The organism is Paenibacillus humicus NBRC 102415 (assembly GCF_004000905.1).
Lineage (GTDB): Bacteria > Bacillota > Bacilli > Paenibacillales > Paenibacillaceae > Paenibacillus_O > Paenibacillus_O humicus.
Map to the genome: position 1 here is coordinate 30,818 of NZ_BIMD01000011.1, position 21,650 is coordinate 52,467.

The 21,650-nt window shown below is 59.0% G+C and carries 21 protein-coding genes; 6 read left to right on the plus strand and 15 right to left on the minus strand.

Features of this window, described 5'->3' with window-relative positions; all coding sequences use genetic code 11:
- Positions 1–28 precede the first annotated feature (28 nt).
- Positions 29–730 (plus strand): glycosyltransferase family 2 protein, encoded by a 702-nt coding sequence (locus tag PHU01S_RS09450; protein ID WP_232313140.1) that lies wholly within the window; start codon positions 29–31, stop codon positions 728–730.
- Between the two features lie 44 nt (positions 731–774).
- Here PHU01S_RS09450 and PHU01S_RS09455 read toward each other — a convergent pair whose 3' ends face one another.
- Positions 775–1,734 carry an ATP-binding protein gene (locus PHU01S_RS09455; RefSeq protein WP_232316978.1) on the minus strand — a complete coding sequence of 320 codons (960 nt, stop codon included), beginning with the start codon at positions 1,732–1,734 and terminating at the stop codon, positions 775–777.
- A gap of 735 nt (positions 1,735–2,469) precedes the next feature.
- On the opposite strand from PHU01S_RS09455, the gene PHU01S_RS09460 reads away from it, so the two are divergent.
- A complete protein-coding gene (locus tag PHU01S_RS09460; RefSeq protein WP_164763035.1) occupies positions 2,470–3,261 on the plus strand; it encodes a hypothetical protein in 792 nt (263 codons plus the stop codon).
- Between the two features lie 201 nt (positions 3,262–3,462).
- Here PHU01S_RS09460 and PHU01S_RS09465 read toward each other — a convergent pair whose 3' ends face one another.
- From PHU01S_RS09465 to PHU01S_RS09475, 3 genes are all read right to left on the minus strand, one after another.
- Entirely contained in the window at positions 3,463–3,933 is a 471-nt protein-coding gene (locus PHU01S_RS09465; RefSeq protein WP_127507332.1) for an SRPBCC family protein, read from the minus strand.
- Positions 3,934–3,998: 65 nt separating this feature from the next.
- Positions 3,999–4,313, minus strand: coding sequence for an ArsR/SmtB family transcription factor (locus PHU01S_RS09470; RefSeq protein WP_021877703.1), 315 nt, complete (start codon positions 4,311–4,313; stop codon positions 3,999–4,001).
- Between the two features lie 170 nt (positions 4,314–4,483).
- Positions 4,484–4,684, minus strand: coding sequence for a hypothetical protein (locus PHU01S_RS09475; protein ID WP_127507334.1), 201 nt, complete (start codon positions 4,682–4,684; stop codon positions 4,484–4,486).
- Positions 4,685–5,053: 369 nt separating this feature from the next.
- Between PHU01S_RS09475 and PHU01S_RS09480 the strand changes: the two genes are divergently transcribed.
- The 3 genes from PHU01S_RS09480 (at position 5,054) to PHU01S_RS09490 (ending at position 6,827) form a co-directional block, all read left to right on the plus strand.
- Complete coding sequence (locus PHU01S_RS09480) at positions 5,054–5,911, plus strand: class II fructose-bisphosphate aldolase (RefSeq protein ID WP_048747599.1); 858 nt, start codon at positions 5,054–5,056, stop codon at positions 5,909–5,911.
- A gap of 240 nt (positions 5,912–6,151) precedes the next feature.
- On the plus strand, positions 6,152–6,520 hold the full coding sequence (locus tag PHU01S_RS09485; protein ID WP_048747597.1) for a DUF6864 domain-containing function: 369 nt from the start codon (positions 6,152–6,154) through the stop codon (positions 6,518–6,520).
- On the plus strand, positions 6,513–6,827 hold the full coding sequence (locus PHU01S_RS09490) for a hypothetical protein (protein ID WP_021877706.1): 315 nt from the start codon (positions 6,513–6,515) through the stop codon (positions 6,825–6,827). Before PHU01S_RS09485 ends, PHU01S_RS09490 begins: the two co-directional genes overlap by 8 nt.
- Before the next feature lie 4 nt (positions 6,828–6,831).
- On the opposite strand, the gene PHU01S_RS09495 is transcribed toward PHU01S_RS09490, so the two are convergent.
- The 11 genes from PHU01S_RS09495 to PHU01S_RS09545 form a co-directional block, all read right to left on the minus strand.
- The gene (locus PHU01S_RS09495; protein WP_049868541.1) at positions 6,832–7,674 is read right to left on the minus strand and encodes an SDR family oxidoreductase; all 843 of its coding nucleotides are present in this window, start codon (positions 7,672–7,674) and stop codon (positions 6,832–6,834) included.
- 26 nt (positions 7,675–7,700) lie between these two features.
- Positions 7,701–8,867, minus strand: a complete 1,167-nt coding sequence (locus PHU01S_RS09500; protein ID WP_049868542.1) for a hypothetical protein — start codon at positions 8,865–8,867, stop codon at positions 7,701–7,703.
- Positions 8,836–10,191 carry a F390 synthetase-related protein gene (locus PHU01S_RS09505; RefSeq protein WP_127507336.1) on the minus strand — a complete coding sequence of 452 codons (1,356 nt, stop codon included), beginning with the start codon at positions 10,189–10,191 and terminating at the stop codon, positions 8,836–8,838. Before PHU01S_RS09505 ends, PHU01S_RS09500 begins: the two co-directional genes overlap by 32 nt.
- Positions 10,188–11,054: an MBL fold metallo-hydrolase gene (locus tag PHU01S_RS09510; RefSeq protein ID WP_049868544.1), complete on the minus strand. Its 867-nt coding sequence runs from the start codon at positions 11,052–11,054 to the stop codon at positions 10,188–10,190. Before PHU01S_RS09510 ends, PHU01S_RS09505 begins: the two co-directional genes overlap by 4 nt.
- Positions 11,044–12,042, minus strand: a complete 999-nt coding sequence (locus PHU01S_RS09515) for an NAD-dependent epimerase/dehydratase family protein (RefSeq protein ID WP_127507338.1) — start codon at positions 12,040–12,042, stop codon at positions 11,044–11,046. The genes PHU01S_RS09510 and PHU01S_RS09515 overlap by 11 nt, the downstream gene beginning before the upstream one ends.
- A complete protein-coding gene (locus PHU01S_RS09520; protein ID WP_127507340.1) occupies positions 12,039–13,259 on the minus strand; it encodes an ATP-grasp domain-containing protein in 1,221 nt (406 codons plus the stop codon). Before PHU01S_RS09520 ends, PHU01S_RS09515 begins: the two co-directional genes overlap by 4 nt.
- Positions 13,249–14,244: a beta-ketoacyl-ACP synthase III gene (locus PHU01S_RS09525; protein ID WP_127507342.1), complete on the minus strand. Its 996-nt coding sequence runs from the start codon at positions 14,242–14,244 to the stop codon at positions 13,249–13,251. Before PHU01S_RS09525 ends, PHU01S_RS09520 begins: the two co-directional genes overlap by 11 nt.
- Positions 14,245–14,579: 335 nt before the next feature.
- Positions 14,580–16,400 (minus strand): adenine deaminase, encoded by a 1,821-nt coding sequence (gene ade, locus PHU01S_RS09530; protein ID WP_127507344.1) that lies wholly within the window; start codon positions 16,398–16,400, stop codon positions 14,580–14,582.
- A gap of 171 nt (positions 16,401–16,571) precedes the next feature.
- The gene (locus PHU01S_RS09535) at positions 16,572–17,690 is read right to left on the minus strand and encodes an SGNH/GDSL hydrolase family protein (RefSeq protein WP_218032436.1); all 1,119 of its coding nucleotides are present in this window, start codon (positions 17,688–17,690) and stop codon (positions 16,572–16,574) included.
- Between the two features lie 227 nt (positions 17,691–17,917).
- Positions 17,918–19,417, minus strand: coding sequence for a malate:quinone oxidoreductase (locus tag PHU01S_RS09540; protein WP_232312966.1), 1,500 nt, complete (start codon positions 19,415–19,417; stop codon positions 17,918–17,920).
- Between the two features lie 532 nt (positions 19,418–19,949).
- Positions 19,950–20,711 carry an SDR family oxidoreductase gene (locus PHU01S_RS09545; protein WP_048743528.1) on the minus strand — a complete coding sequence of 254 codons (762 nt, stop codon included), beginning with the start codon at positions 20,709–20,711 and terminating at the stop codon, positions 19,950–19,952.
- 222 nt (positions 20,712–20,933) lie between these two features.
- On the opposite strand from PHU01S_RS09545, the gene PHU01S_RS09550 reads away from it, so the two are divergent.
- Positions 20,934–21,509, plus strand: coding sequence for a TetR/AcrR family transcriptional regulator (locus PHU01S_RS09550; RefSeq protein ID WP_246029187.1), 576 nt, complete (start codon positions 20,934–20,936; stop codon positions 21,507–21,509).
- Positions 21,510–21,650 lie beyond the last annotated feature (141 nt).

The window sequence follows — 21,650 nt, forward strand, 5'->3', positions numbered from 1 at the left end:
GACCTGAATCGAAATGGAGGGGCGACACTTGGCCAAACCTGGAGTATCGATCGTGGCCTGCACGAACAGGCCCGAATTCATTCCGAACATTCTGAGCAATTATAAACGACAGCTCTATCCGAACAAGGAATTGATCCTCATCGTCAACAAGGACAAGGCCGATCTGAAGGCCATCCGGCGCATAGCCTCCGCTCACCGCCATGTCCGCGTCTACTCTGTGCCCGAGAGAATATCGCTGGGCCAATGCTTGAACTGCGGCATCTCGCGGGCCAGGCATCCTCTGATCGCCAAGTTTGACCACGATGATTATTATTCGCCTTATTATCTTCGGGAGCAGGTCAAGACGCTTGCCTCCAAAGGAAGCTCCGTCATCGGCAAGCATGCCTGCCTCGTCTATTTGGAAGGGAGCAAGCGGCTCGTCGTCCGCTCCCCCGAGGAGCAGCATAAATTCGTCGATTTTGTGCAGGGCGGAACGATCTTGTTCCGGAGGAGCGTGCTGAAACACGCGCGCTTCGACGATATCTCCTTGGGCGAGGATGTCCGGTTTTTAAGAAAATGCACAAAAAGAGGCTGCACCGTCTATGCATCCTCACCCTACAATTACGTGTACATCCGCCGAAAAAACAAGAGCACCCACACCTGGAAGGTCAATGACCGGTACTATCTGGCCAAAAGCCTTCCCGTTGCGGTTACCGACAACTATGCCGCCTACGCCAAGAAAAAAGCCTGACCTGAGCAGAGGACCGGTGAAAGAAGCTGCGGCAGCAGCAGCTTTCACCGGTCGCTCACGGGTATGGTGATCAGGAAGGTCGTGCCGATGCCCTTTTCGCTCTCGACTTCGATGACGCCCTTCACTTTGTCGATCGTGCTGTAGACCATGAGCATGCCAAGGCCGGTCCCTTCCGCCTTCGTGGAATAATACGGCTTGCCCAGGCGGGATATCTCCTCCTTGGTCATTCCGATTCCCGTATCCCGGATGCTGATGACGATATGCTGCTTTCTCTCGGCGACATCGATGGAGAGGATGCCGCCTCCCGTCTCCTTCATCGCTTCAATTCCGTTTTTGTAGATATTGATCAGGCATTGCTGGATCTGATTCCGGTCATATCGAATTCGGAGGCTGTTGCTGAAGCTGAATTTCACCTCTACGGCATGGATGGATGCATAGGGCATGATGACATTTTTGGTATATTCCAGCTCATCGATCATGTTGGAGTAGACCATGTTTTCCGACTGCGGCTTGGCGAACGACAGATAATCGCTGACGATCTTCTCGGCCCGGTTGAGCTCCTGCAAAGACAGGTCCACGAATTTTTTCTCTTCCGGCGTAATCGTCGCCGATTTCTGCAGCATTTGCAGGAATCCGCTCGTTACGGTGAGCGGGTTCCGGATCTCATGCGAGACGCTTGCCGCCAGCTGGCTGACGACCTTCAACCTTTCCGACTGGAGGATCCGCTCCCTGTTTTTGAAGTTGATCAGAATCTTCTCGATCAGAATCATGATTACGCTTATCACTCCGACATAAGTCGTCAAAGCATTCCAGGCGAGGGTCTGGAATTGCCGATCGGATACGCCTAAAATCAGGCTCAGAGTCGCGAGGTAACATCCCATCGTCAGAAAAGCGATAGCGGCTGCCGCGACAACGCGGCCACGGGAATCCAATTTCAAGAACGTCTTGCTGTAGACAGGAATCAGGATGAAGGCCCCGGTAGAGAACAGGAACGATTCGAGCATCCCTGGCCCTCCAACATAGAACCGGCATGCATTCAAGATGATATACAGCGGGAATACACTCTTGTGGCCTCCAAACAAGGCCACGATGATGAATGGAATATATCTCAAATCAAATATAAATCCAATATCTAGCTTTATTGGCTTGATGATACAAAGAATCATCGTAATGGCCGATAGAACAACAAGGATATTGTTGGAATAGGGGTGGGTTTTATTTTCAAAAAAGATTAAAAAAGTCAAAACCGGAACTAATAAAAATAAAAAATTCAAGAGCAAGGTCTCAAACAATGAATAACTTCCTTTCAATATTTGATACAGCAAGGAAATAACCTTCATTTTCAAGCTATATTCTGTCAGTAAGCATTTCGTTACACCATTATAATCACAGATTGCTCAATTACATATGATTTCTTCGCTATATATTTTGAATAATCCTAAAATTTAAATTGAAAACGCTGCCAACAAAAATTTTGAAGTGGCTTGAGCCAGGAAGGAATCGCCGTAGGACACGGCCTCTATCGTGCGAAGCTTCATGGCCTCGCTGCGCTGTCGTTCTTCCCTGCGAGCGCCAAAAAAAGGCCGACGAAGTCCATTGCGTGCCCTGTTTTGCAGCCATCGTACGATTGGGATTTTCCTGTTCTTCCATTTATTCCGTTGTCGTTCCTGTGCTATTGTAGGATATGGCAGCAGCCAAGTTCTGTAAGTCAAAACCATTCAATCGGAGGTAGTTTCTCAATGGCCGATGCTGTAATAAATCCGCAGAATACAAAATATCCAATCGAGGTCATGAAGGCTGTTCGCGCATCCCTGGGCGCAGATGAAAACTCGGATGAGATGGACAGCCAGATCATTACTTTGGCGCAAGTCCGTGTCATGGACATCTTCCTGGAGTCGCTCGGGAATCCAGCGCGGGGCCAAGTCATTCGAGACACGGTAGGCAAGGTTTTCGGGTTCGACCTCGATCTCATGTCTCAAAACGATGAAGGCAACCTGCTTGCGAGCTACAACTCCGAGATCATGGCCGGTGTGCGAACCTATCTCGGCCTGGCTTCGGATGACAGGAGCCGGGACTCTGCGATCATGAGTCTGAAAAAGAATGACGTCATGGACCATTTTCTATCCGCCTATGGAGAAACGATTCCAGGTTCGGACAGCCGCCGGATAATCAATTACATCTTCGGGGTAAATATTGACGGCCTAAGCGGGCTTGAGCGCTCGAGATTGTCGGTTTACTCGAAGGGCCAATGGGAGCTGAACAACCAAAACGACGTGCTGATCATTAAATCGAGCAAAGGCGACGTCGATCTTTATGTGGGTCCGACAGCCTATTACGTGGACAAGCTCGGAACAGACCAGCTTCCTCCTGAACTTGTACATGCCCTGCTTTCGCTCGGATTCACTCTCGATACGGATGCCAACCTGTATACCTACCACAACGTATCCGGCGAATCTGTTCCCGATGCGTTCAAAGGGCAGGTTATCGGCGCAATTGTCACTTGCATTCAAACTAACTTTGCCAACCTGTAAAGTCGGGCAGGCCCGGCCAAGCTGCTTGCCGCAGCGGCGGCCGGCAGCCCTCCACACCTTGCCTATGACTCTTGTAAATGGCCAAAAAGAAACCCTGCTCAACGAATGAGCAGGGTTTCTTTGCCTTTATGCCGTACAGTATGCAGACGACAAACCGCCACATCATATGGATTCATTCACGCAGAAAGGGTGCCTGCGGGTTTAAAAGGTCATCAACAACTGCTTGTAGTCCTCGTAAGCCAGCTTCCACTCCTCCATGCGGACTATCTTTCTCCCGTCCAGCAGGGCGGCGATGACATCGAGACAGACATGCCAGCCGGCCAGATCCTTGGGTGTATGGCCGGTCATCTCGCGGATGGTCTCGATCAAGACGAGGCGGCATCCGCCGGGTTCCGGATACAATTCGAAACGGACCCGGTCCTCGCCCCAAGCGTATTCAAGGACGGAATGCTCCCGAAGCTCGAGAATTTCGAGCTCCTTGAACGTGCCGTCCTGCATGTCGAACCGGATGCTTCCGCCTTCGCGAAGCTCTTCCACCCGCAGCTCCGGGAACCATTCCGCCAGCTTGTCGTTGACGGTGAGCGACGACCAGACTTTCTCTGCCGTGTGCTTCAGGCGTCGCTCGAAGCGGGCTTCGTAGCCATCCGCTACAGGGGTTAATGACGCCAACATGATTGGACCTCCTCCTTGGGAATCAGGGCCGCTGCCCCGGGATCCCTGGTTTCACGCGGGCCGTTCTAGCGGTCCTCTTCGTCCATATGCTTCTCCAGTGCGTCCAGCTTGTCCGACCAGAACCGCCGATAAGGCTCGAACCAATGATCCAGCTCCTTCAATGGCTCCACGTTCAATCGATACCAATGGCTTTGCCCTTCTTTTCTTACCGAGACGAGCTCTGCTTCGCGCAATATCCGCAAATGCTTGGAGATTCCGGGCTGACTTAGCGACGATAAAGCAACCAGCTCTCCGACAGAGCGCTCCCGGACGCGCAGGGAGTCGAGAATTTTTCTGCGCTGGGGCTCGGCGAGCACTTCAAACAGCTTGTCCTCATTCATGGCTTATACATTACCTTTCAGTTATATTTCTGTCAAGGCATGAAAAGCAGCCGGCATACGGTGGTCTCCCTGCCAAACAATGCGCTATTTTCATCGGTCAGAAGGTCGTGTACCGTATAATTCCAAGTATGCTTTTTTGATAACCCAACTTTATACCGGAAGGAGTCGAATCATTCCCTGTCGAGCTGCTGCTCAACACCGATACATCCTCTTACAGCCCCTTCGTCAACGGCGAGCGCGTCACGGACAAAGGCTTCAACAATTCGGGAATTTCCGCTTTGACGGACCTCCGGTTCGAAGTGAACGATGCGGACGGCATCTTCTACATCGACAACGCCAAGGTCGAGAAGCTGGGCTGGCCCCGGTTCCAACGCTCATGCCTCCCTATGGCTGGCCTTGGGCTGACCTTCGCCACCCCATGGCGCCTCATCAAAAAGCCCAGAGTCCAGCCTCGGGGCTTATTCCTTTGGTGCGAATAAAGGAGGCCTTGCGGTGGAAATTTAATCCTTGGACTTGCGCCGGAGATTCCCGGTCCAACCGGCGTTCACAGAACCTAACTCGACGATGTCAGCGTTGAAGCGCCGGCTGGCTCATAAATTCCAGGTTCACGGCCCTGCATTTATGTTAAAATAGCTGTAGACAAGCATTGGCTGGTCCATTAGCCTTGCCATTCTCATTTTGCCCTCGGGCTCCAATGAGGAGAAACCATCTACAGAAACAGGACACTAGGAGGAGTTACAATGGCACTCGTTTCCATGAAGGACATGCTGAACAAAGCGCTTGCCGAGGGCTACGCCGTCGGCCAGTACAACATCAACAACCTGGAGTGGACGCAGGCGATCCTCGCTGCGGCACAGGAAGAGCAATCCCCGGTCATTCTCGGCGTATCCGAAGGCGCGGCCCGTTACATGGGCGGCTTCAAAGTCGTTACCGCCATCGTCGGCGCTCTGATCGACGAAATGAAAATCACGGTTCCGGTTGCCATCCACCTCGACCACGGCTCCAGCTTCGACAAATGTAAAGAAGCCATCGATGCCGGCTTCACTTCCGTCATGATCGACGCTTCCCACCATCCGTTCGACGAGAACGTCGAAACGACGAAGAAAGTCGTTGAATACGCGCACAGCAAAGGCGTTTCCGTTGAAGCCGAGCTCGGCACGGTCGGCGGCCAGGAAGACGACGTCGTTGCTGACGGCGTTATCTACGCAGATCCTAAAGAATGCTTCGAGCTGGTCAAGCTGACAGGCATCGACTGCCTGGCTCCTGCTCTGGGCTCCGTCCACGGCCCTTACAAAGGGGAGCCTAACCTCGGCTTCAAGGAAATGGCCGAGATCCGCGAGACGATCAAGCTTCCGCTCGTACTGCACGGCGGCACGGGCATCCCTACGAACGACATCAAGAAATCCATCTCCCTCGGAACGGCCAAGATCAACGTGAACACGGAGAACCAAATCTCCTTCACGAAAAAAGTCCGTGAAATCGTGACGGCTGACCATGAAGTCTACGATCCGCGCAAATTCCTGGCACCAGGACGCGACGCGATCAAAGCGACGGTCATCGGCAAAATGCGCGAGTTCGGTTCTTCGAACAAAGCGTAAGACGCCCGCAGGAACGAAAAAGGCAGGAAGGACCTCGGTCCTTCCTGCCTTTTTTGGCATGCCGTGCCCGGAAGTGAAGCTGATCCCAACACGACCGCTGTTTAAGGGCGGAAGAAGCAGGCTCTTGTCCGGTCATGGACTCTTGCCAGTCACCGGCTCCTTCGGCAGTCATGTCCCCGCCGCCTCGATCGTACACTAGAACGAGGATGCTTGTACGAGACCGCTATCGGAGGGATGACGATGAAAATTACATCCGGGGGAATGGAGGCCGTCTATTACGGCCGCGTATCCGCCTACGGCATGAGCCCGATTGAAATAACGCTGTCGGAAGAAAAGGACCCTCTGACGTTCCATTTCTGCATCGAGCACGACCCGCAGCGGGACGACATCGCGACGGATATCCGGCTGATCCGCTACAACGAAGTCCGGATCGCCTGCATCAACTATCCGCGAGGCAAGCCGACCGGCAATGAGGATCTGATCCATCTGGGCGTACTGGACAGCCGCAGCCTGTCTCTGCGCTACGAGGTGACGATCCACTACGACTTGTCGGCCTGGGCGCTGGCCTTCACGTTCTACTCCGGCAAGGGAGGTCCGGGAGATGAATAAGCTCGAGATCCAGGATCCCAAGGTCGCCAGCAAAATCATCGCCGCCAACGCGGAGAGCGACAAAAGAAAAGCCGAGCTCGGCTTCCTCGGAAAATTTTTCGGCTCCGGCGAAAATGTCCGCCTCTATATCGTGGGCACGATCGCGCTGAGCGTCCTGCTCATCGCCCTCGTGTATACGCTGACGCCCGCTTCCTACCGGTCCGCCGACTTCGGGCTGAAGGAGATGTGGACGCTCGTCGTCCTTCCGGTCGAATCGACCATCATCGGATATTTGATCGGATCGCGCTCCAAGGATTCCGGAGGATGAGCCGTCACTTCAGCATCCGCAGCAGCAGCGCTTCATACCAGCGCCAGGGCAGCAGGGCGCGGCCCCAGACAGAGAGCCTCATGCCGCGCCCGGACAGGTAGCGCATCCGGGGCTTGGCCGTGCCGGCGATCGATGCGACAAGCCGGGCGACTGCGGCAGGATCCGGCGCGTTATCGGAAGTTTTGCGCGAATAAGCCAGAATCCTGTCCAGCATCCCTCGATATGGAGAGGCGTCGGAGACATGGACCGCATGGAAGCCCTTCTTCCAGATCTCTGTCCGGTAAGCTCCCGGCTCCACCAGCGAGACATCGATGCCGAAAGGCTTCATCTCCAATCTCAGCGCCTCGCTGAAGCCCTCCACGGCGAACTTGGACGTACTATAGGGCGCGTAGCCGGGAAGGGCGATCAGGCCGCTTACGCTGCTGATATTGACGATATGCCCGCAGCCCTGCCCGCGCATATGCGGCAGCACCGCTTGCGTGACGGCGATCAGGCCGAACACATTGGTTTCCATCTGCTCCCGCCAGGCCGCCATCGGCACCTCCTCGACGAAGCCTCCCGCCGCGTAGCCCGCGTTGTTGACCAGGACGTCGATTCTCCCATGCCTGCGCATGACATCCGCAACAGCCTCCCGGATCGCAGCCGGTTCCGTGACGTCCAGGCGGATCGTCTCCAGACGGTCCTGCACCGCTGCGCGTTCAGCCTCTGCGAGCAGCGTCCCGCTCTTGCCGGGATTCCGCATCGTCGCGATGACCTTAAATCCTCGCCTGGCCAATTCGACGGACGTGAGCAGCCCGAACCCGCTCGATGCCCCCGTAACCAGGGCGATTCTATCCCCTTGCTTCATCCCTCTCTCCTCTCCGCCCCGGCCAATCAGAGCTTGTATTTCCGCAGCAGCGGGATCCCGATCCGGTTCAGCACAAGATGCAGGAACGACCAGCCGGCCCTCCGGTGCCAGGGCAGATGGGCATCATACACGGCGCTGTACTCGATGTCGGAGACAGCGCCGCGATTGCGCTTGAACTGAGCGGCCCCGGAGCTCTCATGCAGCAGATGCCCGCTCGAGCCGGCCGTCCGGATCAGGACCGCGGACAGCATCCGGTACAGGCCGAGCTCCTGCGGCAGCGAGGTGTCATAGCCGAATACAGGCGTCGTCATGATCCCATTGCGGCAGAAATACCCCATGACCCCGTCGATCCGCCCCGTCTTCCGGCTCCGCAGCGCCTGGAAGCGGAGCAGCTTCTCCGTTCTTGCCAGCTCGAGAAACGCTTCCCCGAATTGGGGATTGTCGTACGAGTATTTCTCCAGATACAGCATTCGGTACAGTTCAGCAAGCCGCGGCATATCTGCGCTCTTCAGCTCGTCGTGATCCATGACCTCGTAGCCGCTCGATGCCAGCAGAGCGTAATCGCGCTTCACCAGCCAGCGGGCCTTGGCGTTCATCGCAGCCGGGTTCGACGGCTCCAAGAAATAGATCTGGCGGCTCGGAACAAGCCGGAAGCCCTCCTGCACGAGCGCGTCCAGCAGTTCCCCGTGGTTCGTGCGGTTCAAGGAGCGCAGCACGAGGCCGTAATCCGGGAAACGCTGCTTCAGCGTCTGCGCGACGGCCTTCAGCTGATCGGGAGAGCAGGACGGGTACAGGTTGGTGGACACCATCCAATTGTTGATATGCGCCGTCCGGTTGAAGCGGCTCGCCTTCAGCAGACCGCCCATCACCGTCAGCAGCCCGGAGAGCAGCACGCGGGCCGCGCGGGAGCGGATCAGATGCAGCTCCTGCCGGGCGTAGCTGACATAATGCGTATAGGGCGAGCAGACATAGGAGTTGCCGTATTCCGCCTCGTTCAGCGTCACCGGCAGCACCTGCTTGCCCGCCTGGACGACATAGAGCCTCGTCCGGACATTCGGAATGAAGCCCTCCACCGACTGCTCCAGCATCGGCCGCAAAAATCGCTCCGCGTACCGGCCATCCTCTGTTTTCGGCCACGGGATCTTCTCTGCAGAATCCCGTTCATACAGCGTGATCTCCGCCGCTCTGCTCAAGCTCGAACCTCCTCTCTACCCGGCGCAGCTTGCGGTCTCCGGGAGCATGCCGATAAGCCGAGAAGGCTACATGGGGAGGCTGGCTGCCCGTCCGTTCGCCGAGCGCCCGCAACGCCTGCAGAATCGCCGACTGCGACGCTTCCCGGTGACGGTCGTCCACCTCTAGAGCCAGCTCCATCTCGCCCGGGGCATGCTGAACGGCGTGGTAGGCCGTCACCTCGGAGGCTGCAGCCACGATCGCCCGGGTAATGAAATCGGGGAATATCAGCACCTGCCGGTCGCCGCTTACGGACGGAAAAGCAAACATATCGTCGCAGCGGCCTTCAATCCGCTCGATGGCCAGAAAGGGCGAGCCGCAAGGGCAAGGCTCCTGCCGCTCCGTCAGCAGATCGTTCAGCCGATAGCGGACAATCGGCTGTGTCAGGCGGGAGAAGTCGGTCAGGATCGGCACGAACTTCCCGGCCTCGCGGTCAACATATTCCTTTTGCATGCAGACGACATCCTCGTTGATATGCAGCGTGCCCTGGGCGCAGGTGGCGCCCAGGAAGCCCTCCGTGCACTGGTAGACCTGATGCAGCCGCTGACCGAAGGCCTTCTCGATGATTCCCTGGTCCAGGGGATCGAGCACCTCGGCTACGGACACGAGCTTGTCCGGACGGATCGACAGCCTTCCTTCCCGCTGCAGGTCCGCCAGCAGGCGCAGCATCGAGGCGGGAGCGACGAGCAGGCTCGGCTGCTGCTGCTGAAGGCGGGCGACGAGCTCCGCAATCGGGTCCAGCAGATCGTAGAAGCGGAATTCGATGTTCCGGCTGCCGACGGAGCCGTACAGATTGCTGTCCGCCCTCAGAAAGAAGGCGATGCGGTGGCGGCCGAGCAGCGGTCCGGGCAGCACCTTGGCCAGCACCGTCCCCGCCCACGCCAGCCGCTCCCTGCGGCTGACCAGGAACAGCCCCCGGCTTCCCGACGTGCCGGAGGAGAGGCCGACCGTCACTTCGCCGATCATCGGCGCGAATTCGCGCGTGCGCTCCGCCCTCAGCGCCAGCTCCATGGCGGTCTCCTTGCGGATCCCTGCCGTATTCAGCTCATCCAGGCGCTCCATGAACACGCCCTTGTCGATGACGGGATACGACCGCCAGCCATCCGGCGAGCCGTCCCGCCACAGCTCCCGGTAAAAGGGAGAATGCTTGCGCACCTCGCGCAAATGCCGCCGGACCCGGCGCTCCTGCCAAGCCTCCAGCCGGCTCCGATCGCGCAGCATGACGTTCTTGAGATAATTCGTCTTGATGTAATGGCTCAGGATCAGCCAAGCATCCGGCAGCTTCATGAACCTTCTCCTCCTTGGACGTCCTTCTCCCAGATCTCGGGACAATGCGAAGGGATGATGCGCAGATCGGGCATCCGCCGCTGCAGCCGGACAAGCCGGTCCAGGCTGTCGGCGTACGCCTTCCGGTCCGGCATGATGAGGCCGGCCAGGAGATGGGGCGGCCGGTTGCCGCGGATGGCCGCGCTCGACCAAGCCGCGTCCGCGCAGAGGAGATGATCGCTCTCCTCCGTCGACAGCAGCAGCCCGATCTGTCCGTCGGCATGGCCCGGCAGCGGCACGGCCAGCAGGCTGCCGTCGCCCAGCACGTCTGCGGCATCGGAAAACGGGTAGGCTTCCGGCAGCTTGACCTTCTTCCGGGGGTCGATGGCTTGCGAACGCTCAAGGAAATCGGCCGGCAGCAGACCCGGCAGGAAAGCGCGGCGGACGGCTGAAATTCCCCGCAAATGGCGCACCTTCTCGTACGCCTCGGCTTCATAATAGAATCGGGCATTCGGGAAATCCTTCAGCCCGGCGATATGATCGGCGTGGAAATGGGACACGATGATGCCGTTGACCTGCTCCGGCGCGATGCCTCTGGCAGTCAATTGCCGGGCAGCGCTCTCCTCGGCGCGGAAGACGACGGGCGTCGTCATCCGGTACAGCCGTGCGGGCAGCTTGTCCGTCTCCGTCAGGAACCGGGAGGCATAGCCGGTATCCCACAGCAGAATGCCTGCATCCGGATGTTCGATGCAGGCGAACAGCGCCGGGATGCGGATGGCGCCCCTTCCGCCGCCGCGAATGGTGACCCATTCCGGGTGCTTGCAATAGCCGGCCGCATGCAGCGTCAGCTTGACCTTCTTGGTTGTCGGCAGCTTAACGTCCATGATCGCGCTCCTTCCACCACGCTGCAAATGCAGCCAGTCCTTCGTCGATGCTTGCGCGCGGCTCGTAACCGAGCTCGCTCCGGGCCGCTCCGATATCCAGCGTCTGGCTGCGGCCGATCATGCCGGCCGTCGCCCGCGTCAGCATCGGCTCGCGGCCGCCGGGAACGGCAGCCGCTGCGAGCTCCATGAGCGCCGCCGCCGCGTAAGCGGCCGGGAACGGCAGCTTCTTGGCGCGCATCGGCTCGCCAAGCGCCCGGAACAGCCGCTCCGCCGCCTCCGCAAATGGAATCGGCTCCCCGTTTGTAATGTGATACACGCGCCCGGACAGAGATTCCGGAGCTTGCCGGGCGAGAAGCAGCGCGTCCACAGCATTGTCGACATAAGTCAGGTCGATCAAAGCCCGCCCGCCGCCGATCATCGGAAGCCGGCCGGCGGCGTTGGCCTGAATCAGCCGCGGCAGAATCGACGTGTCGCCGGGACCGAAAACAGCCCGAGGACGGAGAACGATCGCGGACAAGCCCGCTGCGGCGGCATCCAGCACCGCTTCCTCGGCCATCCGTTTCGTAGCGGCGTAAGGGCTCGCTTGGCGGGCCGGCAAACGGTCTGTCTCCCGCACGTTCAGGCGATGCGAAGAGCCGAAGCATACGCTTGGCGTCGACACATGGACAAGGCGCGCCGTGCCATGCCGTCTGCAGCCCGCGATTACATTCGCCGTGCCTTGGACATTCGTCTCCTGGAAATCCCGATACGGCCCCCAGGAAGCCGACAAAGCGCCGCAGTGGAACACCGCCTCCTGGCCGGCGCATGCCTGCATGACATGCCCGCTGTCCCGCAGGTCTCCCTTCAGATAGCGGATTCCCTCCTTCTTCAGCCTCGCGCCGGCCTCGTCGCTGCGGCCCATCGCCGTCACCTCCCAGCCGGCATCGCGAAGACGGGCAGCCAGGCGGCTCCCCAGAAATCCCGTCCCGCCCGTCACCAATGCCTTCATACCAGCTCACGCCCGTTCCATTCGATGTCGCAGGTTGCCGCTTCAATCAGGCTCAGCCCTCTCCTCCGGGCCGTCCGCTGCAGCTCCCTCGCCAGCAGCAGCTGCTCCAGGGCGGGCCGGGGATCGGACCAGCGGAACGTCGCGTCGCCCGCTCCGAGCCAGCGCGGCAGCCAGTGCCGCCCCGGCTTGCCCCGCAGCCGGCCGCTGAGGCCTGCGGCCAGCATCGGCAGCGCCAGCATGACGCGCTTGTCCGGCCGAGGTTCGACAGGAGCCGAGGCCGAACTTGCCTGCGGCAGCAGCAAGGCCTCGGCTATGCCGGGGTTTCCAGCCAGCAGATGGATGCCGCTGGTCGTACGCGGATTGCATTCGATCGGCATCAGGCTGCCGTCCTCCTGCTCGATCAAGTCGAAGGCGAGCTGCCCGGTGAACCTCTCCAGCTCCGCGAACCGGGCTGCCCAGGCCTGTGCGGCGGGGTGGCGCAAAGGCTCGAAATAAACGCTCGCCCCGCCATAGGCGGAGAGCTCGGAGGCGTAGGCCGCATGAGCGGTCACCTTGCCGTCGTGAACGATGCTGTAGGTGCAGATTTCCCGTCCTCCGATATATTGCTGGGCTACCCATGGATAATGGCCCGTCCCCAGCTCGGATGCCGCCTCCGCCAGCTCTTGGCGGCTGGTCGCGATCCTGACCTTGGCCGCGAAGCGGGAGTATTCCGGCTTCAGGACGCAGCCTCCCGAGGAGAGCATGTCGCGGAAGGAGGAGGAATGCGCGAAATCGCGCCACTCCTCGGGCTTGCTGATCCGTACGGTCATGGGCACGTTGAAGCCCAGACGGCCGGCCGTGCGGATGAACTCCGCCTTGCTGTGCAGCCTCTGCAGCTGGGCCAGCGGCGCCGTGAACACGGCGCACTGCGACCCGAGCCGCTCGCGGCTTGCCGCAACGAAAAAGAGCTCCTCGCAGGTCGGAATCAGGCTGTGTATTCCCTCCTGTGCGATGATCTCCTCCAGCGCGTCCGCAAATGCGGCAGGATCCGCGGCGGGCGAGGGAACCCGGCAGCTGCGCTTCACGGACCGCGATACCCGGCACAGATGATGCCGGGTGCTCTCCGCGGCGATCACCTCGCAGCCTGCAGCTGCCAGCAGGCGTGCCATCTCCAGCGCAGCCGGAGCCCGCCCCCCGGTCAGAAGCACTCTCTTCCCTCTGAGGCCGTCAGTAGACAAGATCGATCGCTCCGATCGAAAATCCGGCCGATGTCCCGAATAGCAGGATCCGGTCGCCCCGCTGCATCCTGCCCTGCCGGATCGCCTCGTGAAGCGCCATCGGGATCGACGCTGCAATCACATTGCCGAATTCCGGCGTAATGTTCATCAGCTGCTCGTCCGAGATGCCCAGCTTGCGGCTCAGCAGCCTCATCGCCATCGCGCTTCCCTGATGGGGGACGACGAGACGGTAGTCGCCGATCGCGCTTCCCGTCGCTTGGAGCACGCCCTCCATGAAGTCCGGCAGCAGCTTGTAAGCCATTCGGAAGATCGCTTCGCCTTTCATATCGAAGCGGAACTCGGAGTCGTTCTCCTCCTTGTACTCGCCGGCATGCAGTCCGCTGCCGCCGCCCCGAATCTCCGAATGATGCGCCCCTGCGCTGTATGTATTCATCGCCGCATGCAGGATGCGGGAGGCTCCTTCTCCAGAGCGCTCGACGACGACCGCGGCAGCTCCGTCGCCGAACAGCGCCGCGCTTTCTTTTTGCTCCCAGTTCAGCCCTTTGGAAGCAACCTCCGTCGAGACGAGCAGCACCCTCCGGTATCGTCCTGCATGCACCATATAGGACATCACATCCATGCCGGCCACGAAGCTCAGGCAGGTGGAATTGATGTCGAAGGAAGGGACCCCCGATTTGCCCTGTCCGAGAGCTTCCTGGATCAGCGATGCCGTACATGGAATCGGCTGCTGCATCGTGGCGCTGGTACATACCAGGCAGTCGATGTCGGCGAATTCGAGCTGCGCCGCCTCAAGCGCCCGCTTCGCCGCAACCGCCCCCATTTGCGAAGCCGTTTCGGTCCCGACAAAGCGCCGCCGATGGACATTGGTCTTCTTTCTCACCCACCCCGGCTTCACCTGCAGGCGATGGTCCATTTCCGCATCCGTCACGAGAATCTCCGGCAGATAAATCCCCGTCCCCGCTATTCTTACCTTCATATCCGTCATGGTGTCCCCCGCTCGCATTCGGACCGCATGGCCCTTCCGCTCTCTTTTTAGCTATGGGGCAGGCAGCACGCCTGCGCTCTGCGCATACTGATGAATCCTACTTTTTACCCATCTATTGCCATAATAGAACATTTTGTCGGTTTATGTCCTTGAATTCGGCCTAAAAGCCTCCGGCAAGCAAGAGGATTTCGTTTCGACATTGCGATTCGAGAGCTGCCGGCTGCGGCAGGCAAACCCAAAAAAAAAGGCATCCTCTCGGATGCCTTTCGAATTTCTTCTCGCGCGCATGGCCTGCATGCAGGATGAGCTGGTCGCGGAGACGATAGGAGACGATCCTAATCAGCTCTGTCCCCGTCAGCCGTATCCCGCTCCACTTCAATCAGCTTGAACTGCGTCACATCCGCCAGCCCCCGGTTCGTAATCCGGATTTCCGGAATGACCGGCAGGGCCACCAGCGAGAAGGTCATGTAAGGAGCATTCAGGGAGCAGCCGATCGCCTTCCAGGCTTCCTCGAGGCCGGCCACCTCGGATACGACTTCCGGCAGCGATTTCTCCGACATCAGCCCCGCGATGGCCATCGGCACCTGCGCCAGCACCTTCCCGTCCTCGACCACGATCATGCCTCCGCCGATCTTCACGAGCTCATTGGCCGCAAACGCCATCTCCTGCTCATCCACGCCCATGACGAGCAGGTTGTGGCTGTCGTGAGCCACCGTGGAGGCGACAGCCCCTCGGGTGATGCCGAAGCCCTGCACGAAGCCCAGCGACACCTGGCCCTTGCCGTGATGCCGCTCGATGCAGGCGAGACGGATCGTGTCCTGCCGGATATCCGGCAGGATGACGCCGTTCTCTACGGGGAGCTCGGCGGCAGCCTTCGCGGTCCGCGCGCTGTTCTCAATGATGCGGATGACATGGACATGGGCAGCCGTGGAATCGAATCGGCTGGCCAGCCTGAAGTCTTCCGCCGCCAGCTCGCGGCCGACATGCATGGACTGGCGGATATGGGGCGGATACACGAATGCCGGGAAGCATTCCTTGCGCAGCTGTCCTTGATCGTAGACAACAACCCCGTCCGCCAGCACGGTCGACGGCGTCATCCGCTCCAGATCGTCCAGCAGCAGGATATCCGCACAGCGCCCCGGGGCGATGCTGCCCAGATCCTGTTCGCATTTGAAATACCTCGCCACATTCACCGTCGCCATCTGGATGGCCGTGACGGGCTCCACGCCTTCCTCCATGGCCCGCCGGACGACATGGTTGAGATGCCCTTTCTCCATCAGCGTCTGCGGACTGACGTCGTCGGTGACGAGAGAGATGTTGCCCGTCGGCACCTTGTCCTCGGTCACGACCTTGATGACTTCCTTGACGTCATGCCAGGCGGAGCCTTCGCGAATCATGAGATGCATGCCCATCCGCAGCTTCTGCAGCCCCTGCTCCCGGGTGACGGTCTCATGATCCGAGGTGACGCCAGCGGCGAGATAGGCTTGCAGCATGCGGCCGTCCTCGCTGGGGAAGTGGCCGGTGACCGTTTTGCCGCTCTTGATCGTAGCCTCGATCTCTCCCAGCATGACGGGATCGCCATAGACGACCCCAGGGAAATTCATGACCTCCCCGAGCCCGACGACATTGTCCCAGGCCAGTCCCTTGGAGATGTCCTCGACGCCCAGCCTGGCTCCGGCATCCTCGAGATCGAGAGTCGCCGGAACGCAGGAGGGAAAGGTCGTGAACACCTTGAGAGGAAGCTGCTGCCCCTCCTCATGCATCAGCCTCACGCCCTCCGCTCCGAACACATTGGCGATCTCATGCGGGTCCATGAAGATCCCGGTCGTTCCTTTGGCCAGAGCGGCCTTGGCGAACTCGGTCACGGACAGCATCGTGCTCTCCACATGCATATGCCCGTCCAGCAAGCCGGGGCAGATATACCTGCCCGCTGCATCGATGATTTGCGTCCCGCTTCCGATGGCATGCTCCGCGTTCCCCACGTACGCGATCCGGCCGGCGGCAATCGCAACGTCGACATGCTCCAGCAGCTCCCCGGTATGGACGTTGACCAGAATCCCATTCCGGATGACGACCTCGGCCCCCGCCTCGCCCCGGGCTACCCGGGACAGCAGCCGGCTTGCTTCATACAGCGGCGTTCTTTTTCCAGCGCTCATCCTGCTCCTCCACTCCTTCAATACGCAATCCTTCCAAATATTTAGCTTGTCACGATATCCGCCGCCCTATGCGACCCTCTGTGCCGCGCCAGCTTGCAGGCGAGCGGTGGGATCGCATGACGGCGGTCAGCCGGCATGCCGCTGCTCCAATGCCAGGACGGGCAGCCCGTTCTAAGGCTGCAGCCGTCCCCGCAGATAGGCTGCCAGCTCGCGCGCAGCCTGTTCATGCGCCGCGGCGCCGGGATGGCTTCTTGCGCCCGTCGTCTCCTCCGTCATGGCGGGAAGCTGGAACACCGATACCTTCCGGTCGCCCGAACGCTTGATGTAGGCATCGACAGCGCGGTAGATGGCCGGCATCATCGGCGTCCCCAGCATGCCGTAGGCCCAGACGATATAGGCATCCGGGTTGCAGGAGCGGATCGTCGAGAGGAAGCTCTCCGCCGCCGCCTCGAAAGCCTTCAGATCCTCTTCGTTGAAGGTCCCGTCCTCGTTCAGACGCTGCTTGTAGATCTTTCCGGTCTCCTCATCCTTCCACTCGGGCGAGTAGAACGCGCCTCCGTCGTTGGTGCCCAGATTCACGACCACGGCATCCGGCTGCCAGGAAGCGAAGTCATAGTCGCGGAAGGCGCCGAGAGCCGCATTCCTCTCTCCCGTCAGAAGGCCGCATACCTTCCGGTAATGCTGCGGAATATTGCCGTGCGGATTGTTGTCCCAGCTCGTCAGGACGCCCCATCCGCTCTGGGCAACAATCCGGCAATCCGCATGGAGCATTTCCGCCGCCAGGGCTGCATAGGTGCGCGTGCCGCTGAACCACATCGGAATCCAGTCCGCTTCCTCCCTGCCCCCGATCGCTCCCTCGCCGGAAGTGATGCTGTCTCCGATGAACTCGATTTTATAGGGCTTGTCCTCGACGGGCAGGAACTTCCCGTCGAACCTGACCGCATGGATGTGCAAGGAGCAGCGCGGATCGCCGCTCATCGGCTGCACGTCCTTCACGATGCGGACGTTCTTCGCCGTCTCTCCGTTCATGCCCCGGAACAGGCAGACCCAGTGCCTGCCGGCCGTAATCATTTGCCTGCCGACCGGCACCGAATTGATCAGAATGGTGATCCACGGCTCGTATTGGCCGTAATCGGCCTCAAGCTCCACCCATAGCTCGGACCCCTGGGCCTGGAGCTCAAGAGCGCTTCCGCTCCAGAATAAAGTAAGCGGGGAGAGTTCCCCCGTCGTTCGGCCATGCACTTTGGCATGCGGTAGATCGGATAAGGCCTGTACAGGTAATTCGTTCATCGTCTGGTCCTCCATCTGCGGTTCCGTCGTTAGCTCCAGTTTACTCCCAGACCCGGCCTGATGTCGCCCTGCAAAAGGAAAAAACCGCTGCCTGCCAACATCGGGAGAGCACGCGGAGCGGATGCGCCGGGTCCCCGGACCTAGACAAACAGCCCCGTCATGACGACGGGGCTGTCAACAAAACCGATGCCGCACCATTCGCGGCGACGGCCATTTTAAATCGATCCTTACCTGACTGCTTGAGGACTAGGGCTCAGTCCAAGCGTTCTTGCCGTTGAATCATGGATGTCGCGGATAAGCTCCGGATTGCCCATCAAGGACAAGCCGTACGAAGGAATCATTTCCTTGATTTTCGGCTCCCACGATTTGATCTGCTGAGGGAAGCATTTCGCCAATACCTCCAGCATGACCGGAACGGCAGTGGACGCGCCGGGGGACGCGCCGAGCAGAGCGGCGATCGAGCCGTCCGCGGCGTTGATGACCTCGGTGCCGAATTGCAGCGTTCCTTTGCCGGCTGCCGTATCCTTGATGATCTGCACGCGCTGGCCGGCTACGAGCAGGTCCCAATCCTCGCTTTTGGCGTTCGGAACGAACTCCCGCAGGGCGTCCATCCGCTTTTCTTTCGACTGCATCACTTCCTTGATCAGGTACGTGGTCAAGGATGCGTTTTTCACGCCTGCCGCCATCATCGTGACCAGGTTGTGCATCTTGACGGAGGTGACGAGATCAAGCATGGAGCCGTATTTCAAAAACTTCGGCGAGAAGCCGGCAAACGGTCCGAACAGCAGCGATTCCTTCTTGTCGATGACCCTGGTATCCAGATGCGGGACCGACATCGGCGGAGCGCCAAGCGGTGCCTTGCCGTATACTTTGGCATGGTGTTCCGCGACGACTTCCGGCTTCTGGCACACCATGAACAGTCCGCTGACCGGGAAGCCGCCGATGCCCTTCCCTTCCGGAATGCCGGACTTCTGCAGCAGATGGAGGCTGCCGCCTCCGCCGCCGATGAAGACGAACTTGGCCGTGCGGCGTTCGACCGCGCCGCTGTCGACGTTCCGCACTTTGAGTTCCCACAAGCCGTCGCTTGTCCGCTTGATATCGTCGACGTTCTGCTTGTAGTTGATCTCCACGTTCCGGCTCTGCAGGTTGGCGAACAGCATGCGCGTTAAAGCGCCAAAGTTGACGTCCGTTCCGGATTCAATCCTGGTCGCCGCTATAGGCCCCTTCGTTGTCCGGTCCTTCATCATCAGCGGAATCCATTCCTTCAGCTTCTGCGGATCGTCGGAAAATTCCATTCCATCAAAGAGCGGATTGGCCGACAGGGCGTCGAACCGTTTTTTCAAAAAGGCGACATCCTTCTCCCCTTGCACGAAGCTCATATGGGGAACCGGCATGATGAAGTCCTGCGGGTTGGCGATCAGCTTGCTTTGGACCAGATAGGACCAGAACTGCTTCGATACCTGAAATTCCTCATTGACGCCGATCGCCTTGCTGATATCCATCGATCCGTCCGGCTTCTCGACCGTGTAGTTGAGCTCGCACAGGGAGGAGTGTCCCGTCCCCGCATTGTTCCATTCGTTGGAGCTCTCCTCGCCTGCGGTCGCCCGCCTTTCGAGCACGGAGATGTTCCAGTCGGGCGCTAATTCCTTGAGCAGCGCCCCTAAAGTCGCGCTCATGATGCCTGCACCAATTAAGATAACGTCTGTTTGGGTTTGTGTTTTACTCATTTTAACCTTCCTTACACGCTGATATTTGAAGAAAAAGCAGCTCTTTCGGACAAATTGCATAGCAAGCAAGGCGCGAACAGAGTCCCGCCGCCAGTTCTGAACACCGTGACCAAGATTATCTGCAGATTAAGATATTTACTATTATATAATAATGGGAGGCGATAAGCAGGCCGCTAAATGTGGATTTAGCGGACGGTATTCCCCATCTTAGCTTAGTATTCCAACCCGGGCATTTGAATATAGATTCCCATGTCGGAAAGTTGGCATTGTATACAATTATACGGACTCTCCCAGTAGGAGTCGAGCATAATGTCTATAAAAGAATCACGCTAATAGGGCAAAATTCGCAGCAGCCTGCCGAACAGCGTCGGGCGACGGCTCCTAATGCCCCGATTCGCGCCATTTCACGCCTCTATTGCGCCTTGAGAAGCGGTCTTTTTCCTCCAATACGTCGACAAGAAAAAAATCGCCTCCGCTGAACCAGCAGAGGCGATTGGCATTCAGATAGGGCCGGAATGGCGGCGCGGAACGTTCAGAAAGCGGAAGTCCAGCCCGCGTCGGCGGTGACGACCGTTCCATTCAGGAAGCTGGAATCGTCGGAGGCCAGGAACAGGGCGACCTTGGCGATCTCCTCCGGCGAGCCCGCGCGGGGAATCAAGCCTTGGGACAGCTGGGTGCGGCTGATCCCGAACTCGTTCATGTTCTTCATCGAGGACTGAATGTTGGTCATGACCGCCCCCGGAGCGATCGCATTGCAGCGGATGCCCTTTTGCGCATACATGAACCCGGTGTTCTTGGTCAAGCCGACAACCGCGTGCTTGGATGCCGTGTAGGCCGCGCCCGCGTGCGCTCCGTTGTATCCGCCGGTGGAGGCGGTGTTGACGATGACGCCCTTGCCTTTCTCCAGGAAGATCGGAATGGCTTTGCGCATGGCCCGCATGACGCTCTTGGTGTTGATGTCGAAGATCAGATCCCAGCGCTCGTCGGCAATGTCGCCGGCCGGCTCGAAGCCGTCCATGATGCCCGCATTGTTGACGAGGATGTCCAGCGTGCCGTATTCGCTCACGGCGGTGTCGATCATGCCTTCAATGTCTTCCAGCTTCGCTACGTTGACTTGAAGGGCCTTGGCCGTGCCGCCTTGGGCGACGATTCCCTGGGCGACCTGCTCCGCGCCCTCGAGGTTGAGATCGGCGACAATGACCTTGGCGCCTTCCTTGGCATACAGCTCGGCAATGGCTTTGCCCATGCCGGAGGCGGCGCCGGTTACGACGGCAACTTGATCGTGGAGTTTCATGACAGAATCGCTCCTTTTATCTACTAGGATGTCAGCTGGCGGATAGGCCTATCCATCATTCGCGAATTTGTACACCACCAGTGTAGTCCTCTATAATTTAAGGATCAATATGCAAAAAACTTCCCGACTGTCGAAAAACGGATGCTCGTCCCACAATCTGTTCATCTTCATGCGCGAAGTAGACATTTAGGCGGTGATCTGTTGCCAGTACCCAACCGGCGTGTGAGCAAGACCAAACGCGAGCTGAAGGACGCCTTGATCCTGCTCATGGAGACCAAGGAGTTCAAGCACATCACCGTCACGGATATCGTCACCCGGGCGGAGCTGAACCGCGGGACGTTCTACAAGCATTATCAGACGAAAGAAGAGCTCCTCGGGGAGCTCATGAACGATGTCATGGAGGATCTGATCCGGGCTTACAACGAGCCCTATCTCCATACGGACAAGCTCGTAATCGGCGAGCTGACGGCATCCTCTGTGATCATTTTCAAGCATGTCGATTCCTACTCCGACTTTTACCGGATCATTATCAATTCCAATGCGCTCCCCGGCTTCCAGGACCGCATCTGCGGCACGCTGAAGCAGCTGGTCATGCAGGAGCAGGACATCATGGGAAGCAGCGACGGGAAGATCAATCCGGATCTGTTCGCCAGCTATATCGCCTATGCCCTCTTCGGACTCATCGTCGAGTGGGTCAAGGAAGGCTACAAATATACTCCGGATCATATGGCGGAGCAGCTGATCCGGATTCTGACGTATCCGTACGATCGAGCGGACGGCAGAGCCCCCAGGTTCTGAATCCGCCATGGATCGGAAGTCGGGCAAAAGAAAAGGAACCCGGAGTCCGGGTTCCCCTTGGGATGCTCATGCTTCACGCCAAGACGACTTCGGAAGAAGACGAAGCGGCCCCGGCGGCCAGCCATGATGATGCCGCGCGCG

Coding starts and splice junctions, on each gene's coding strand:
- PHU01S_RS09455 (WP_232316978.1), bottom strand. CDS start 1,734: ATGCTCGAATCGTTCCTGTTCTCTACCGGGGCCTTCATCCTGATTCCT.
- PHU01S_RS09460 (WP_164763035.1), top strand. CDS start 2,470: ATGGCCGATGCTGTAATAAATCCGCAGAATACAAAATATCCAATCGAG.
- PHU01S_RS09465 (WP_127507332.1), bottom strand. CDS start 3,933: ATGTTGGCGTCATTAACCCCTGTAGCGGATGGCTACGAAGCCCGCTTC.
- PHU01S_RS09470 (WP_021877703.1), bottom strand. CDS start 4,313: ATGAATGAGGACAAGCTGTTTGAAGTGCTCGCCGAGCCCCAGCGCAGA.
- PHU01S_RS09480 (WP_048747599.1), top strand. CDS start 5,054: ATGGCACTCGTTTCCATGAAGGACATGCTGAACAAAGCGCTTGCCGAG.
- PHU01S_RS09485 (WP_048747597.1), top strand. CDS start 6,152: ATGAAAATTACATCCGGGGGAATGGAGGCCGTCTATTACGGCCGCGTA.
- PHU01S_RS09490 (WP_021877706.1), top strand. CDS start 6,513: ATGAATAAGCTCGAGATCCAGGATCCCAAGGTCGCCAGCAAAATCATC.
- PHU01S_RS09495 (WP_049868541.1), bottom strand. CDS start 7,674: ATGAAGCAAGGGGATAGAATCGCCCTGGTTACGGGGGCATCGAGCGGG.
- PHU01S_RS09505 (WP_127507336.1), bottom strand. CDS start 10,191: ATGAAGCTGCCGGATGCTTGGCTGATCCTGAGCCATTACATCAAGACG.
- PHU01S_RS09510 (WP_049868544.1), bottom strand. CDS start 11,054: ATGGACGTTAAGCTGCCGACAACCAAGAAGGTCAAGCTGACGCTGCAT.
- PHU01S_RS09515 (WP_127507338.1), bottom strand. CDS start 12,042: ATGAAGGCATTGGTGACGGGCGGGACGGGATTTCTGGGGAGCCGCCTG.
- PHU01S_RS09525 (WP_127507342.1), bottom strand. CDS start 14,244: ATGACGGATATGAAGGTAAGAATAGCGGGGACGGGGATTTATCTGCCG.
- ade (WP_127507344.1), bottom strand. CDS start 16,400: ATGAGCGCTGGAAAAAGAACGCCGCTGTATGAAGCAAGCCGGCTGCTG.
- PHU01S_RS09535 (WP_218032436.1), bottom strand. CDS start 17,690: ATGAACGAATTACCTGTACAGGCCTTATCCGATCTACCGCATGCCAAA.
- PHU01S_RS09540 (WP_232312966.1), bottom strand. CDS start 19,417: ATGAGTAAAACACAAACCCAAACAGACGTTATCTTAATTGGTGCAGGC.
- PHU01S_RS09545 (WP_048743528.1), bottom strand. CDS start 20,711: ATGAAACTCCACGATCAAGTTGCCGTCGTAACCGGCGCCGCCTCCGGC.